The organism is Mesorhizobium sp. M0208 (assembly GCF_040322015.1).
GTDB lineage: Bacteria > Pseudomonadota > Alphaproteobacteria > Rhizobiales > Rhizobiaceae > Mesorhizobium.
Window position 1 is genome coordinate 1 of the sequence record NZ_JAMYSP010000033.1, and the last position, 14,969, is coordinate 14,969.

A 14,969-nucleotide genomic window follows, 5' to 3' on the forward strand; every position below is an offset into this window, starting at 1 on the left:
CACGGCATCAACACCTCCCGGCAAAAACCGAAAAGTGTTACCTATGTGTCCGGTACAAATCGTCACCTATGTCTCGGGCCGCTCACGGTCCATCCGGGACAGGTTCACTCGCCAGTCGCATAGGATTTCCGACACATGACAGCGATGGGCGCGGCGGCGCTGCTGATCCTTGTCCTGACTTATGCCGGCGTTGCCGTCGGCAGAATACCCGGGCTGCGCCTCGACCGGGCAGGGATAGCACTGCTCGGCGGTGCGGCGATGATCGCCATCGGCGCGCTCGACATGGAAGACGCCTACCGCGCCATCAGCTTCGACACCATCACGCTTCTGCTCGGTATGATGATCGTCGTGGCGCATCTGAAAGTGTCCGGCGCCTTCCGCGCGCTCGGCGGGTTCGCCATCGAGCATGCGCATGCGCCGTTCATGCTGCTGGTGATGGTGACGCTGTTGACCGGCGTCCTGTCGGCATTCCTCGTCAACGACGCTATCTGCCTGGTCATGGCGCCGATCGTCGTCCATGTCACCCGCGTCATCAACCGCAACCCGGTTCCCTACCTGATCGCCACGGCGACCGCATCCAATTGCGGCAGTGTCGCGACCATCACCGGCAATCCGCAGAACATGGTCATCGGCGCCCTGTCGGGGATTTCCTATCCGGCCTTCTCGGCGGCGCTTGCGCCGGTGGCACTGTTCGGCCTCGTCGCCGTCATCGTCATCGTCCGCATCGTCTACCGCGCCGAATTTTCGCGCAAGGCCGAGCTCAGCCCCGAAGTCTACCGAGGCCGCATGCTGCCGGGGCAGGTGCTAAAGGCGGTGGTCGTCTGTATCGGTTTGGCCATCGCCTTCTTTGCCGGCGTTCCGGTTGCCAAGGCGGCGCTGATCGGCGGCGCGATTCTCTTGCTGACCCGCGCCATCAAACCTGAGCGCATCTATCGCGAGATCGATGGGCCGCTGCTGTTCATGTTCGCCGGGCTGTTCATCGTCGTCGCCGGAGCCGAGAAGACGCTGCTTACGCCCGACATCGTCGCTTCGGCAAAAGACCTTGGGCTGAATGATGTGTGGCGGCTGTCCGGCTTCACCGCGGTGCTGTCCAACATCATGAGCAATGTCCCGGCCGTGCTGGCGCTGAAGCCGTTCGTGCCCGGACTGGAAAACCCCGAGCGGGCCTGGCTGGTCGTCGCCATGAGCTCGACGCTGGCCGGCAATTTCACGTTGCTCGGCTCGGTCGCCAATCTGATCGTTGCCGAGCACGCGCGGGTCTCCGGCAAACCGCTGGGCTTCATCGCCTTCTTCAAGGTCGGCCTGCCGTTGACGCTGGTCACCCTCCTTGCCGGGACGGCATGGCTGGCGGCCTAGAAGCGCGTCGCATTCGACCGACCTCATGCGGCGCGCCTTAGGCTCTTTTTCATCATGTCGTTATCGCAAAACCGCTGCACACTTTTGCGCGGCATGCATTAGCCGGTCAGGGCGATGTCACCGTCAGATGGCCTTTCATGTTGGGATGGAAGCGGCAGAAATAATCGACCGATTCCGCCTTCTTCACCGTCAGGCTCGCCGCCTTCTTCGGCGGGATCATCACTTCCCAGGCGCCGTTGACGGTTGCCGTGTGGGCGAACACGTCCTTGTTCACCCACCTGATCGTGTCGCCGACCTTCGCCTCGATCTTCGCCGGCGAAAACACAAGCTTCTCGATCGTCACCTCGATGGTTTCGGCCTTGGCCGGCGCGGCACCCATGGCCAATGCCAGAGCAACCCACAGATGCCGCCTCGACATCGTTGGCCTAATCCTCACTTCAGCATGCCGGCGACGTGTTCGGCGTGCTGTTCGTGGCCCTGGAATATTTTCAGGCCGGTTTCCAGCAGGCTCTTCAGCTCGGCATTGCTGGCGGACGGGATCAGCAGAGTTTCGAGCGCGCCATTGACCTGCTTGTGGTAGGCCACCTCGCTGGCGACATAGGCCTTGTCGAAAGCCGCACCCTTGAGCTTGGCAAGCTTCGCACGTTCCTCGGCCGCCGCCTTGGTCAGCGCCTTGCTGGTCGGATTGTCCTCAGGCGTGACCTTGAGCTTCTTGACCAGGTCGAGAGCCTGTTTGTTGACCGCCTCGTGATCTCGCACCATGTCCTTGGCGAAATCCACGACCTCCTTGTTTTTCGATTTCTTCAGCGCCTGCTTGGCCGCCTCGACGTCAAGCACGCCCGCTGTGTAGGCGATATGTGCGATCTGCGGGTCGGTCGGTTTGTCGGCAGCTTGCGACGAGGGCGCCGCGCCAAGCAGGAAAATTGCGGCCAGTGCCATGGTCGATCGAATAAACATGATGCTCTCCTTCGCCCCGACGCGGAACGGCATCGGGCTTCGTTTTCAGTGATGCTCATTGGATGCAGGTCACGGGAAAACGTTCCCGCGAAAATCGCCGCGGCCTATCCGGAAAGACCAAGCCGCTGCATCACGGCATTGGTCAGCCGTTCGCAGCGCCGGCCCGCGAACGGAAAGGCGTCGAGCAGCACCGGGCCGATCTGGTCGTCCAGCGCCTTGCGCACCAGCGCGCGGGCGCGGTGCAGCCGGGTCTTGATGGTTTCTGGTCGCACGCCAAGCAGTTCGGCGGTTTCCTCGATGCTCAATCCCTCGATGACGCGCGCCACGAACACCATCCGGTAGACATCGGGAAGACTGTCGGTTGCCCGTTCGACAAGCTCAAGGATCTGCCGTTGCGCCATCGTCCGCTCCGGATCGTCGCTCGGGTTGAAGGGAAACCGGATGATTTCGGCTTGCGGGTTTTCTGGCATCGCTACCATTCGCCGCCTTTTGCGCAAGCGGCCGAGGGCTTCGTTGATGACGATACGCGACAGCCATGTGGCGAGCGAGGCATCGCCGCGAAAGGACTCGAGATGGGCAAAGGCGCTGACATACGCCTCCTGCACGATGTCCTCGGCCTCGCTGTCGTTCCGCACAACGCCGCGGGCGATGCGGTAGAGCCTTTGGTTGTGCGTCTTGATGATGGTGCGGAATGCATCGCCATCACGTGCCAGCGCGCGGCCGACAAGCTGCATATCGCGGGAAGCGGCGGGCGTTGCCGTCAACGCAGCAGGCATGGCCGATCTCCTGATAGGCTTCTCATCGCGACATTGGATGCATCGGCCGACAAAAGGTTCCCGACCGATCCCGCCGGCCAACCTCGATCCGTTTCAAGGACTGGCAGAGACTATTCTACCGCCTTCACCACACTGCCGCCCCTGTTTTGTAGAGTCGACCGATCGGTCGCCGTGATATCGCTCAGGATCGCAATTTTTCCAGGCTGTTACGCCGATTTTCTGACTCAGTCTGGAATGGTGCTGGCTCAGGCATCAGCGGCCGCCGCCAGCCCGCGCGCCAGGTCGGCCTTCAAATCCTCGACATCCTCGAGCCCGATCTGCAGGCGCACCAGCGGCCCGTCATACGGGCCCTTGGCGACAGTACGGTCGCCCAGGAATACCGGCACGGCAAGGCTCTCATAGCCGCCCCAGGAATAGCCGAGGCCGAAAAACTTCAACGCGTCGAGGAAGGCGTGCTGCTGCTTCTGTCCGCCGCCCGCGAGAACGATCGAGAAGATGCCGCTCGATCCGCAAAAATCGCGCTTCCACATAGCGTGGTCGGGATGACTGGGCAGCCCCGGATGCAGCACCTGCGCTACGCCGGGCTGACCCTCCAGCCAGCCGGCGAGGGAAAGCGCGCTCTTTTGATGATGCTCCAGCCGCACGCCCATCGTGCGCAGGCCGCGCAGCACCTGGTAGACGTCGTCCGGTCCAGCGCAGCAGCCCATCGTGTTGAACGTCTCGCAAAGCTGATTCCAGTAAGCTGCATTGGCCGACACCGTGCCGAGCAGCACGTCGGAATGGCCGGCCGGGTATTTCGTCGCCGCGTGGATGGAGATGTCGACGCCGTGGTCGAGCGGGCGGAAGTAGAGCGGCGTCGCCCAGGTGTTGTCCATCATGACGATGGCGCCGGCGGCATGTGCTGCCTTGGCGATGGCCGGTATGTCCTGCACCTCGAAAGTGTTGGAGGCCGGCGATTCCGTGAACACCACCTTGGTGTTGGGCTTGATCAGCGCCGCGATGCCGGCGCCGATGCGCGGTTCGTAATACTCGACCTCGATGCCCAGCCGCTTCAGCATCGTGTCGGCGAAGTTGCGGGTCGGATGATAAACGGAATCGACGATCAGCAGATGATCGCCGGCCGACAGGAAGGCGAGCAGCGGCAGCGTCACCGCCGCAAGGCCGGACGGTACCGCGACCGTGCCTGCCGAACCTTCCAGCGCATCGATCGCGCTGTTCAGCGCATCGGTGGTCGGCGTGCCGCGCGTGCCGTAGGTGTATCTCTGGCTGCGTGAAGCCATCGCCGCCGCATTGGGATAGAGCACGGTCGAGGCATGCACCACCGGCGGATTGACGAAGCCGAAATAGTCATGCGGGTTGTTGCCGGAATGGGCGAGCCGCGTGTTGACGCCCATCTCGCTGCCGTCTTTTGCCATTGCTTTTCGTCCCATGGGTTGGTCGTTAGCCATAGTGCGGCGGCATTGGCCGCGCAACCGCACCGCACTCGCCAGGCCAAGGTCTTGAATATGCCAATTCAGCAATGCGCCGTAGATCCTCTGAACGGCTGCCAGGTGCGCTTGGCAAGTCACGGTCGGACTTTGCCGGCTTAATTGGCGCGCTGACCAATTTGCGAGCGCGTTTGTCTGCAATTGAGGCATTTCAGGCGGTTGGTTTTCAAAGTCTTTCGGATTTGGTCATTTCCCTTGACCTCACAGGAATAATCGCCTTCGATGTTGTTCGTGAATGGGAGGCAGCGCGTCGGTTACGATGCGCGATTCCGGTGATGGGCCGGGATTACATAGCTGCGTTCACACGGGAAAAAGTCAGGTTCGCCTGGAAAAAACAGAAAAGGGTCTGTGGGTCATGAAACACATTGCAATCGGCGTTTTGGGCGCCGCCGCGTTTGGATTCGCGGCTTCGGCTGCGTCGGCGAGCACGCTCGACGACGTCAAGGCGAAAGGCTTCATCCAGTGCGGCACCAATACGGGTCTTGCTGGCTTCGCGGCGCCTGACGACAAGGGTGAATGGAAAGGCATCGATGTGGATTTCTGCCGCGCCGTGGCGGCCGCCGTCTTCGGCGATGGCAGCAAAGTCAAGTTCACGCCGCTCAGTGCCAAGGAGCGGTTCACCGCGCTGCAGTCGGGCGAGGTCGACATCCTGTCGCGCAACACCACCTGGACCATCAACCGCGACACGGCGCTTGGCCTGAACTTCGTCGGCGTCACCTATTATGACGGTCAGGGCTTCATGATCAACGCCAAGAAGCTTCCGGGCGTGAATTCGGCACTGCAGCTTTCGGGCGCGGCGGTGTGTGTGCAGAGCGGCACCACGACCGAGCTCAACCTTGCCGACTATTTCAAGTCGAACAAGATGGAGTACAACCCCGTCGTCTTCGAAAAGCTGGATGAGGTTAACGCCGCCTATGACGCCGGCCGCTGCGACGTCTACACCACCGACCAGTCGGGTCTCTACGGCATTCGCCTGACGCTCAGCTCGCCGGCCGACCACGTCGTGCTGCCCGAGATCATCTCCAAGGAACCGCTTGGGCCGGCCGTGCGCCAGGGTGACGACCAGTGGTACCACATCGTCAAGTGGACCTATTTCGCGCTGCTCAACGCCGAGGAACTGGGCATCACCCAGGCCAATGTCGACGAGATGAAGAACTCGGACAATCCCGAGATCAAGCGCGTGCTCGGCCAGGAAGCCGACACCAAGATCGGCACCGATCTCGGCGTCTCCAATGACTGGGTCGTCAACATCGTCAAAGCCGTCGGCAATTACGGCGAGATGTTCGAACGCAATGTCGGCTCCGGCAGCCCGCTGAAGATCGCCCGCGGCATCAACGCGCTGTGGACCAAGGGTGGCCTGCAGTACGCTCCGCCGATCCGCTGATCGAAAATGGATCCGGAAGGCAGATCGTCTGCCTTCCGGTCTCTCTTTCCAGGGGACTGTCGAATGGCATCGCAGGAAGTTCTTCGCGAGGAGCCAAGCCGCGGTTCCTTCATCAATGATCCGCGCGTCCGCGGCATATTCTTTCAAGCGCTGGTCCTCGTCCTGCTGGTAGCGGGTGTCTGGTGGGTTACCCACAACGTCATCGCCAATTTGACGCGGCTGCACATCGCTTCCGGCTTCGGCTTTCTCAAGGGCCGCGCCGGTTTCGACATCAGCGAAAGCGCCATCGCTTATTCATCGGATTCGACCTATTTCCGTGCCATCCTGGTCGGCTTTATCAACACCGTGATCGTGGCCGTCGTCGGCATCATCACCGCCACCATCATCGGTTTCATCGTCGGCATCGGCCGGCTGTCGCATAACTGGCTGATCAGGAAGATCTGCACCGTTTATGTCGAGGTGTTCCGCAACATCCCCCCGCTGCTGGTCATCTTCTTCTGGTATTCCGGCGTGCTCGCCGTGCTGCCGCCGCCGCGCGAGAGCATCAATCTGCCGTTCGGCTCCTTCCTCAACCAGCGCGGCTTCTATTTTCCCCGCGCTATATGGGGCGAGGGCTCCTGGCTGATCCTGGTCGCACTGCTCCTCGGCATCGCCATGGCCTGGTTCGTGGCCCGCAAGGCGCGGCAGCGGCAGATGGCGACGGGACAGCCATTCCCGGTGTTCTGGACATCCATAGCGTTGATTGTCGGCCTGCCGCTGCTGGCCTACGCGCTGAGCGGCTTTCCGCTGAGCTTCGAATTTCCAAAGCAGTCGACCTTCAATCTCGTCGGTGGTTTTCAGGTCAGGCCCGAGTTCCTGTCCCTCTATCTGGCGTTGTCCTGCTATACGGCCGCCTTTATCGCCGAAATCGTGCGCGCCGGCATCAGGGGCGTCAGCGCAGGCCAGACCGAGGCGGCCGCGGCACTCGGGCTGCGCTCGGGATCGATCCTCAGGCTTGTCGTCGTGCCGCAGGCGATGCGCATCGTTATTCCGCCGCTGACTAGCCAGTATCTCAACCTGACCAAGAATTCCTCGCTCGCCATCGCCATCGGCTATCCGGACCTGACAGCGACTGCCGGCACGGTCTTGAACCAGACCGGGCAGGCGGTTGAAGGCGTGGTGATCATGATGGCTGTCTATCTCGCGCTCAGCCTGATCACGTCGGCGATTATGAACGTCGTGAACGCCAGGATGGCGCTGGTGGAGAGGTAGGGACATGCAGGAACACGACATGTCCTGGGTGCGGACGGAGATGGCGCTGGCCCAACCGGCGCCATCGAGCGAGCGTGGCCTCACCGCCTGGGTCCGCAAGAATCTGATCGCATCGACCGGCGACGCCATCCTGACCATCATCGGCATCGTGCTGGTTGCCATGATCCTGCCGCAGATCGTCAATTGGGCTTTCATCAACGCCCAGTGGACGGGACCGGACCGCACGGTCTGCGCCACCGTGGCGCAGGGCGGCATCCAGCCGGACGGCTGGACCGGCGCCTGCTGGGCCTTCGTCAACGCCAAGTTCGGCCAGTTCATGTTCGGCCGCTATCCTCTGGAAGAGCGTTGGCGCCCGATCCTGGTGGCCATCCTGTTCGTGGCGCTGCTGGTGCCGCTGCTCATTCCGCGCGTACCGCGCAAGGGGCTGAACGCCATTCTTCTCTTTTTCGTACTGCCGGTCGTCGCCTTCGTTCTGCTGGTCGGCGGCATGTTCGGCCTGCCCTATGTCGAAACCCCGCTCTGGGGTGGACTGCTGGTGACACTCAGCCTGTCCTTCGTCGGCATAGCCGTGTCGCTGCCGGTCGGCATCGTGCTGGCGCTCGGCCGGCGCTCGAACATGCCGATCGTCAAGCTGCTGTGCGTGATCTTCATCGAGACGGTACGCGGCATCCCGCTGATTACGGTGCTGTTCTTTGCCAGCGTGATGCTGCCGCTGTTCCTGCCGGCCGGCGTCAGCTTCGACAAGTTCCTGCGCGCGCTGATCGGCGTGTCGCTGTTTGCCGCCGCCTACATGGCCGAAGTGGTGCGCGGCGGCCTGCAGGCGATCCCCAAAGGCCAGTATGAGGGCGCCGATTCGCTCGGCCTCAGCTACTGGCAGAAGATAGGTCTGGTCGTCATGCCGCAGGCGCTGAAGCTGGTCATTCCCGGCATCGTCAACACCTTCATCGGCATGTTCAAGGACACCAGCCTGGTCATCGTCATCTCGATGTTCGACCTCCTCGGCATCGTCAAGCAGAACTTCTCCGACGCCAGTTGGGCGACGCCGCAGACGGCCAGATCCGGCCTGGTGTTCGCGGCTTTCATCTTCTGGCTGTTCTGCTTCGGCATGTCGCGCTATTCAATGTACACGGAACGCCGTCTCGACACCGGCCACAAACGCTAAAAAGGGGACCTTGTCATGGCCATAGAAAACGCCGTCAGCGCGGAAGAGATCAAGGTCAATGCCGCCAAGATGCACATTTCCACCACCGATGTCGCCATCGACATCATCGCCATGCACAAATGGTACGGCGAATTCCATGTGCTGAAGGACATCAATCTAAAGGTGATGCGCGGCGAGCGCATCGTCATCTGCGGCCCGTCGGGCTCCGGCAAATCGACGATGATCCGCTGCATCAACCGGCTGGAGGAACACCAGAAGGGCAAGATCATCGTCGACGGCAAGGAACTGACCAACGATCTGAAGAAGATCGACGAGGTGCGCCGCGAGGTCGGCATGGTGTTCCAGCACTTCAACCTGTTCCCGCATCTGACCATTCTGGAGAATTGCACGCTGGCGCCGATCTGGGTGCGCAAGATGCCGCGCAAACAGGCCGAGGAAATCGCCATGCATTTCCTCAAGCGCGTCAAGATCCCGGAACAGGCCAACAAATATCCCGGCCAGCTTTCCGGCGGCCAGCAACAGCGCGTGGCGATCGCCCGCTCGCTGTGCATGAACCCGCGGATCATGCTGTTCGATGAGCCGACCTCGGCTCTCGACCCGGAAATGATCAAGGAAGTGCTGGAAACGATGGTCGGGCTGGCGGAGGAAGGCATGACCATGCTCTGCGTCACCCACGAGATGGGCTTTGCGCGTAAAGTCGCCAACCGTGTGATCTTCATGGACCAAGGCCAGATCGTCGAGCAGAACACGCCGGCCGAGTTCTTCGACCACCCGCGCCATGAGCGCACGAAGCTGTTCCTGTCCCAGATCCTGCACTGATCCTGTACCCCGGTTCGGACAAGAGCGGCGGATCAAGCCTCTGTCTTGCTGGCTTCGCGCGTATTCGACGAGCGCTGACCGTGCGCTGCGCGAGAAGATAGCAAGCGTGCTTCAGGTCGTTCGAGTGGTCACGTTGCAACCTGGTAACTAAGGCCGGCGCGGATCATAAGCGCGCCGGCTGCGTTCATTGCCATTGGGAGTTGTATAGCGAGCCGCGTGGGCGCGTGCGGCGGCAGGTCACGGGTTCATCCTGATGCTCATCCAACCGATCGATTATTTCCTCGTCGTCTGGTTCGCGCTGGCGCTGGCTTCGACGCTTTATGTCGGCTTCGACCAATATCGCAACAATCCCGAGCCGGTGGTGATGAAATGGGGCTTCATTCTGGTCACCCTCTATATGGGTCCGCTCGGCTTGCTGCTCTACGTGCTCGCCGACAAGGAGCCTCGGCCGGGCGAGCATGAACTCTTCACCCGCCCGCTCTGGAAGCAGGGCGTCGGCTCCACCATCCATTGCGTCGCCGGCGATGCCACCGGCATCATTCTTGCCGCCGCTGTCACGGCGGCGCTCGGCCTGCCGATGTGGATCGACCTGATCGTCGAATATCTGGCCGGCTTTGCCTTCGGCCTGTTCATCTTCCAATCGCTGTTCATGAAATCGATGATGGGCGGCACCTATTGGGAGAACGTGCGCAAGAGCTTCCTGCCCGAGTTCATCTCCATGAACTTCATGATGGCCGGCATGGCACCGGTCATGAGCTTCCTGATGATGGGCCGCGACATGCGCGCGATGGAACCGACGGAGCTGTTGTTCTGGGGCGTGATGTCGATCGGCGTCATCGCCGGCTTTGCGCTTGCCTACCCGGCCAATGTCTGGCTGGTCGCCCGGGGGCTGAAGCATGGGCTGATGACGCAGCGCGCGCAGGCAGCCGGCATCGATGGTCGAAAGCAGCCTGCAACGAGACAACATGCGCAGATGCAAATGCAGCAGGCCGACGCCAGCGGCCATCGCGGGCAGCGCCACGATATGGCTTCCCACAAAGGCAAAGGCGGCGGCCATCACATGGAGACAGATGCCACGACGCCGCAGGTCGCTGCCCTGGGTGCCGTCTCCCTGCTGGCGCTCGGCATCGGCATGATCGCGCCGGCGAACTGGCTGAACCTGACGCTGTCGGCACGCGACGTCGGCGGGGTGATCATGCCGCGAGGCATGATCATGGATCGCGACACGCCGGCCGACGCAATGCGCGACATGGCCGCCACCGATCCGCGCCTCGTGGCCGCCTCTTATGGTCTGTCGACAAGGGGTGACCAGGACCTGCCGTTTCGAGTTGAGAAAGGCGTCAAGGTATTCGAGCTCAGGCCTTCAGTGGTCCGCTGGCAGATCCTGCCGGACGTTGCGGTCGACGCCTATGCCTATAACGGCCAGATTCCTGGTCCGCGAATTCACATTCGCCAGGGCGATCGGGTCAGGATCAACGTCACCAACGGCCTGCCTGAGGAAACGACCATCCATTGGCACGGGATGATCTTGCCGAACCAGATGGATGGACCGGCCGAGATCACGCAGGCGCCGATCGAGCCCGGGCAATCCTATTCATACGAATTCACCGCAACCCAGCACGGAACCTATTTCTATCACCCACATGCCAAGCCGGACCGAACCCAGGCGCTCGGCCTCTACGGTGCGCTGATCATCGATCCCGCCAATCCCGCCGACGAGGTCGCGGCCGACCATGATTACGTCATCGAGCTTCAGGAATGGCTGGTGCGAGAAGGGCTGACCTACCCGTCGATGCCGATGGACGGCGGCATGCCGAATTTCTTCACCATCAACGGCAAGGCCTATCCCTCGACCGAGACGATCCCGATGAAGGTTGGCGAGACGCTCAAGGTGCGGTTCATCGGCACCAACAACGGCTTCATCCATCCGATGCATATCCATGGCGGACCGTTCGAGGTCGTTGCCCGCGACGGCGAAACGATCGCTGCCTCGAGTCGTTTCCTTGCCGATACGGTCAATGTCGGGCCGGGTCAGCGCTACGACGTGATCTGGAAGGCGCAGCGTCCGGGCAAATGGCTGATCCATTGCCACATCCCGCATCACACCACGAACAACAATGTCGAGGAGAAGGGCGGAGGCGGGCTGATGGTCGTCATCGATGTCACCTGACCGTAGCCGTCTAAAAAGGAGCGTCAGTGCTCGTGGCCGTGGTTTTCGTCATGCACGTCTCGTGAGGGTGCGGATGGTCGTTCTCTCCACGTTCGGTTGAAAACCGCACATTCGCCGTAGCCAAGGCCGGCATATGCTGGGACAGTTCGTCCTTCAGCGCTGCCGCGATGTTGTTCGCTTCCGAGAGCGGCAGGGTTTCGTCTGCGGCAATTGCGATGTCGGCGTGCAATCTATGACCGATCCAGCGCGCCTTGGCATCGACAATGCGTGCGCCCGGAACGTGCTCGGCGGCATGCCGGATTTCATCCATCACACCGGGTTCGATTCCATCCAGCATGCGGGTCAGCACCGAGCGGGCCGATTGCCAGACGATACCGAAGATCGCAATCGTGATCAGCAGGCCGACAATCGGGTCGGCCAAGGAAAAGCCGAGCCAGACGCCGATGGCTCCGATGACCACGGCAAGGCTGGTAAGTCCGTCGGTGCGGGCGTGATAGCCGTCGGCAATCAGTGCCGCGCTGTTGATTTCGCGGCCGACACGGATACGGAACACGGCAACCGCCTCGTTGCCGAGGAAGCCGACAATGCCCGCCGCCGCCAGCCAGCCCAGGTGCGTCACCGCTTGTGGATTGATCAGCCTGTCGATGGCTTGGTAGACGGCGACTACAGCGCTGAACAGGATGATGAGCACGATGATGATGCCGGCCAGATCCTCGACCCGGCCCAAGCCATAGGTGAAGGTCCGCGACGGCTTGCGCCGCGCCAGCACGAACGCAATCCATAGCGGGATCGCCGTGGTCGCATCGCCGATGTTATGGATCGTATCGGCCAGCAATGCCACGCTCCCCGACAGCACAACCACGACCATCTGCAATGCTGCGGTGATCGCCAGGATCACGAACGACCATTTGATTGCCCAGATGCCCCGATCGGTGGTGGCAATTGTCGCATCGATGACGCCATGGCTGTGGCCGTGCGGACCGTGATCGCCGTGATGATGTGCGGCGTGCGAGCCGAACCCGAGCCATTCCAGAATGCGGGCTACGATGGCATTCATAGATATTTCGCCAGCTGCTTGAGTTCCGCCAGCGAATTGCCGCCGGTTTCGACGCTGTCCGTCAGGCAATGCTCGATGTGATCGTTGATCAGCTCGCGCTTGGCGCTGCTGATGGCCCGTTCGACGGCATGAAGCTGCTGCGCCAGATCAACGCAAGGGCGATGCGCCTCGATCATCGCCAGCACCGCCGCGAGGTGGCCTTGCGCGCGCTTCAGGCGCTTTATGATGGAAGGATGCGAAGCGTGGAGGTGATCTGACATGCCTCTGCATATCCTCCCCGGGAGGATACGCGTCAAGCTCTAAGTCAGCTGTGCAATTTCCGGAGAGGCTTCACCTTGAACATTGCTTGGCCTATGCCTTCCCCATGAAGAAGCTTGCTCGTTTTCTCGGCCTGCTGGTCGTTGCAGCAGTCCTTGCGGTGGCGCTGGGCACGCTGCTGCCGCGCCCGCTCTGGCCGGCGGCCGCTGCCGATCCGATCGGCGCAAGCCACCGCATCGTGGTGCTGAAAAATCCGATCCACACCGAGATCGCCATCCCGGTCGACGACGATGTGCGCCGGCGCTTCCACTTCCTGGTCGATGCCGGCATTCCGGCCGACATGGCGGAGGTCCGCTACATCGTCTTCGGCTGGGGCGGCCGCGCCTTCTATCTCGAGACGCCGACCTGGTCGGAACTGAAGGCAGTGCCGGTGATGAAGGCGCTGACCGTCGATGCCTCGGTGATGCATGTCGACATTTCAGGCGAAATCGCCGAGCCGCATCCCGACGTCGCCGGCTTCGACGTAAGTGAGGAACGCTTTGCGGCGCTGCTCGATTTCATTGCAGCGAGTTTTCAGCAGGGACCGAACGGGGCCATGCCGATCGAGGATGCGGCCTACTCCCGTTTCGATCGTTTCTTCGAAGCCAATGGCCATTTCAACGCGCTGGTCGGCTGCAACACCTGGGCGGCGGCTGCACTGCGCACCGCCGGCCTGCGCACCGGCTGGTGGAACCCGCTGCCGGCCTCGCTTAGCCTGTCGATGCGGCTTTACAATTGACAAGGCTCCGATGACTTAGGACCGCCGAGCGTCCGCCCGCCAGCCATAGAGCCAGTCCAGATCAGCGGCGAGTTTTTCGGGTGAGCGCATCGCCAGGAACAGGTTGCGGGCCATCGCCACCGGCCCGGCCGCATGCCAGGCGAGGCGGTTGAGGGCGCCGCGGCGGGCGACCTGGGATACGCGCGGCCGCCGCGCCTGTTCCCAGGCGACAAGCGCGCTGCTGAGGTCGGCAGGCGAGCTGGCAACGAAACCGGCAAGGGTTACCGCGTCTTCGATCGCCATCGCCGCTCCCTGTGCGGCAAACGGCGTCATCGCATGCGCCGCATCGCCAATCAGCGCTATGCCCTCCGGCGTCGTCCACCGCCGCTGCTCGACGGTATGGATCGGCCATGCCGTCCATGGCGCGGCCTCGCTCGCCAGACGGACCAGCGCCGGCGCGGTACCGCGCATGGCGTTGGCGAGGATGGCGGGGTCGGCATGCCCCGACCAGTTCTCGGCGATGCGCTCGCCCTTGGTGAAGGCCGCGAGGTTGAAGACCGCGCCACGGCTGACCGGATAGGCGACCATATGGAAGCCTGGATAGAGGAATGCGGTAACGCAATCGGGCGCACCGATCACCCTGAAGGCTTGTCCGGCGAGGCTGTCCGCGGCCACCGTTGCGCGCCAGGCAAGCTCGCCCGAGAAGCGGCTTCTCCGGAAATCGGCCGCCTTGCGGGCGAGCGTTTCTCGCACCGACGACCAGACGCCATCGGCTCCGACCAGCAACGATCCTTCGGCTTCGATGGTCGTGCCGGCAATCTCGACTGTTGCGGTGATGCCATTCGGTCCGGTTGCGACGCCGCCGACGCGGGCACCAGTGACAAGCTCGACCTCGGAACGCTCGGCTATCCGCGCCATCAGCGCTGACTGCAGGTCGGCGCGGTGGGCGACGAGATAGGGTGCTCCCCAGCGCGTTTCAGCCGCCTGGCCAAGCGGTACGCGCGCCAGCTCGCGCAGCGTGACGGCATCCTTCAGCACGACCGCCTCCGGCCGCACCGCCGTCGGCAGCAGCCGATCGAGTAGGCCGAATTGTCGAAGGATGCATGTCGCGTTGGGTGAAAGCTGGATGCCGGCACCGGCAGCCTCGAGGTGCTGCGCCTGTTCGAACAGTTTTGTCCGATAGCCGCGCTCGGCGAAGGCCAGTGCCACGGTCAGTCCGGCGACGCCCGCCCCGGCGATGACCACCTGCCGGGACTGCGTTTCTCGCATCAGGCTTGTCGCGGAAGAATCAGGCGGCCTGGTCGATATAGAGGCAGCCCGGCGGCTGCGTTTCCAATGCCTTCAGCTTGGGCGAATAGCGATAGAGCGTCGAGCAATAGGGGCAGACTTTTTCATTGTCGTCGCCCATATCGAGAAATACATGCGGGTGGTCGAAAGGCGGATTGGCGCCGGTGCACATGAATTCCTTGACGCCGATGTCGATTGCCGGATAGCCCGCATCGTTCTGGAAATGGGGAATGGAACCGCCTGCCATC

14 protein-coding genes and 1 pseudogene are annotated in these 14,969 nt (G+C 62.4%); 7 read left to right on the forward strand and 8 right to left on the reverse strand.

From position 1 onward, the window contains the following. Positions 1-135: 135 nt before the first annotated feature. Positions 136-1,356 carry an anion transporter gene (locus tag NKJ17_RS25615; protein WP_352690648.1) on the forward strand — a complete coding sequence of 407 codons (1,221 nt, stop codon included), beginning with the start codon at positions 136-138 and terminating at the stop codon, positions 1,354-1,356. A gap of 106 nt (positions 1,357-1,462) precedes the next feature. On the opposite strand, the gene NKJ17_RS25620 is transcribed toward NKJ17_RS25615, so the two are convergent. The 4 genes from NKJ17_RS25620 to NKJ17_RS25635 form a co-directional block, all read right to left on the reverse strand. Next, positions 1,463-1,774, reverse strand: a complete 312-nt coding sequence (locus NKJ17_RS25620; protein WP_352508883.1) for a cupredoxin domain-containing protein — start codon at positions 1,772-1,774, stop codon at positions 1,463-1,465. A gap of 14 nt (positions 1,775-1,788) precedes the next feature. After that, positions 1,789-2,313: a DUF4142 domain-containing protein gene (locus NKJ17_RS25625; RefSeq protein WP_352690651.1), complete on the reverse strand. Its 525-nt coding sequence runs from the start codon at positions 2,311-2,313 to the stop codon at positions 1,789-1,791. Between the two features lie 104 nt (positions 2,314-2,417). Then, complete coding sequence (locus NKJ17_RS25630; protein WP_352690653.1) at positions 2,418-3,089, reverse strand: RNA polymerase sigma factor; 672 nt, start codon at positions 3,087-3,089, stop codon at positions 2,418-2,420. Positions 3,090-3,334: 245 nt separating this feature from the next. Next, positions 3,335-4,504 carry a cystathionine beta-lyase gene (locus NKJ17_RS25635; protein WP_352690655.1) on the reverse strand — a complete coding sequence of 390 codons (1,170 nt, stop codon included), beginning with the start codon at positions 4,502-4,504 and terminating at the stop codon, positions 3,335-3,337. Positions 4,505-4,931: 427 nt separating this feature from the next. On the opposite strand from NKJ17_RS25635, the gene NKJ17_RS25640 reads away from it, so the two are divergent. The 5 genes from NKJ17_RS25640 (at position 4,932) to NKJ17_RS25660 (ending at position 11,362) form a co-directional block, all read left to right on the forward strand. Beyond that, positions 4,932-5,960 carry an amino acid ABC transporter substrate-binding protein gene (locus tag NKJ17_RS25640; protein WP_352649730.1) on the forward strand — a complete coding sequence of 343 codons (1,029 nt, stop codon included), beginning with the start codon at positions 4,932-4,934 and terminating at the stop codon, positions 5,958-5,960. Positions 5,961-6,023: 63 nt separating this feature from the next. Then, the gene (locus NKJ17_RS25645; protein ID WP_352649729.1) at positions 6,024-7,211 is read left to right on the forward strand and encodes an amino acid ABC transporter permease; all 1,188 of its coding nucleotides are present in this window, start codon (positions 6,024-6,026) and stop codon (positions 7,209-7,211) included. A gap of 4 nt (positions 7,212-7,215) precedes the next feature. Further along, a complete protein-coding gene (locus NKJ17_RS25650; protein WP_352649728.1) occupies positions 7,216-8,373 on the forward strand; it encodes an amino acid ABC transporter permease in 1,158 nt (385 codons plus the stop codon). A gap of 69 nt (positions 8,374-8,442) precedes the next feature. Next, entirely contained in the window at positions 8,443-9,192 is a 750-nt protein-coding gene (locus NKJ17_RS25655; RefSeq protein WP_031212005.1) for an amino acid ABC transporter ATP-binding protein, read from the forward strand. A gap of 253 nt (positions 9,193-9,445) precedes the next feature. Next, on the forward strand, positions 9,446-11,362 hold the full coding sequence (locus NKJ17_RS25660) for a multicopper oxidase domain-containing protein (protein ID WP_352690657.1): 1,917 nt from the start codon (positions 9,446-9,448) through the stop codon (positions 11,360-11,362). 94 nt (positions 11,363-11,456) lie between these two features. Here NKJ17_RS25660 and NKJ17_RS25665 read toward each other — a convergent pair. Then, positions 11,457-12,410 (reverse strand): annotated as a pseudogene (locus NKJ17_RS25665) (cation diffusion facilitator family transporter); the annotation flags it as partial. 5 nt (positions 12,411-12,415) lie between these two features. Next, positions 12,416-12,679, reverse strand: coding sequence for a metal-sensing transcriptional repressor (locus tag NKJ17_RS25670; RefSeq protein ID WP_023719742.1), 264 nt, complete (start codon positions 12,677-12,679; stop codon positions 12,416-12,418). Between the two features lie 104 nt (positions 12,680-12,783). On the opposite strand from NKJ17_RS25670, the gene NKJ17_RS25675 reads away from it, so the two are divergent. Continuing rightward, positions 12,784-13,455 carry a TIGR02117 family protein gene (locus NKJ17_RS25675; RefSeq protein WP_352690660.1) on the forward strand — a complete coding sequence of 224 codons (672 nt, stop codon included), beginning with the start codon at positions 12,784-12,786 and terminating at the stop codon, positions 13,453-13,455. A gap of 15 nt (positions 13,456-13,470) precedes the next feature. Here the strand turns inward: NKJ17_RS25675 and NKJ17_RS25680 are convergent, their stop codons facing one another. Together NKJ17_RS25680 and NKJ17_RS25685 are read right to left on the reverse strand one after the other, a co-directional pair. Beyond that, complete coding sequence (locus NKJ17_RS25680; RefSeq protein ID WP_352690662.1) at positions 13,471-14,703, reverse strand: FAD-dependent monooxygenase; 1,233 nt, start codon at positions 14,701-14,703, stop codon at positions 13,471-13,473. Between the two features lie 19 nt (positions 14,704-14,722). Continuing rightward, the gene (locus NKJ17_RS25685) at positions 14,723-14,968 is read right to left on the reverse strand and encodes a zinc-finger domain-containing protein (protein ID WP_254820632.1); all 246 of its coding nucleotides are present in this window, start codon (positions 14,966-14,968) and stop codon (positions 14,723-14,725) included. Position 14,969: the final 1 nt, after the last annotated feature.

Coding starts and splice junctions, on each gene's coding strand:
- NKJ17_RS25675 (WP_352690660.1), top strand. CDS start 12,784: ATGAAGAAGCTTGCTCGTTTTCTCGGCCTGCTGGTCGTTGCAGCAGTC.
- NKJ17_RS25660 (WP_352690657.1), top strand. CDS start 9,446: ATGCTCATCCAACCGATCGATTATTTCCTCGTCGTCTGGTTCGCGCTG.
- NKJ17_RS25615 (WP_352690648.1), top strand. CDS start 136: ATGACAGCGATGGGCGCGGCGGCGCTGCTGATCCTTGTCCTGACTTAT.
- NKJ17_RS25625 (WP_352690651.1), bottom strand. CDS start 2,313: ATGTTTATTCGATCGACCATGGCACTGGCCGCAATTTTCCTGCTTGGC.
- NKJ17_RS25680 (WP_352690662.1), bottom strand. CDS start 14,703: ATGCGAGAAACGCAGTCCCGGCAGGTGGTCATCGCCGGGGCGGGCGTC.
- NKJ17_RS25620 (WP_352508883.1), bottom strand. CDS start 1,774: ATGTCGAGGCGGCATCTGTGGGTTGCTCTGGCATTGGCCATGGGTGCC.
- NKJ17_RS25630 (WP_352690653.1), bottom strand. CDS start 3,089: ATGCCTGCTGCGTTGACGGCAACGCCCGCCGCTTCCCGCGATATGCAG.
- NKJ17_RS25670 (WP_023719742.1), bottom strand. CDS start 12,679: ATGTCAGATCACCTCCACGCTTCGCATCCTTCCATCATAAAGCGCCTG.
- NKJ17_RS25645 (WP_352649729.1), top strand. CDS start 6,024: ATGGCATCGCAGGAAGTTCTTCGCGAGGAGCCAAGCCGCGGTTCCTTC.
- NKJ17_RS25655 (WP_031212005.1), top strand. CDS start 8,443: ATGCACATTTCCACCACCGATGTCGCCATCGACATCATCGCCATGCAC.
- NKJ17_RS25640 (WP_352649730.1), top strand. CDS start 4,932: ATGAAACACATTGCAATCGGCGTTTTGGGCGCCGCCGCGTTTGGATTC.
- NKJ17_RS25685 (WP_254820632.1), bottom strand. CDS start 14,968: ATGGCAGGCGGTTCCATTCCCCATTTCCAGAACGATGCGGGCTATCCG.
- NKJ17_RS25635 (WP_352690655.1), bottom strand. CDS start 4,504: ATGGCAAAAGACGGCAGCGAGATGGGCGTCAACACGCGGCTCGCCCAT.
- NKJ17_RS25650 (WP_352649728.1), top strand. CDS start 7,216: ATGCAGGAACACGACATGTCCTGGGTGCGGACGGAGATGGCGCTGGCC.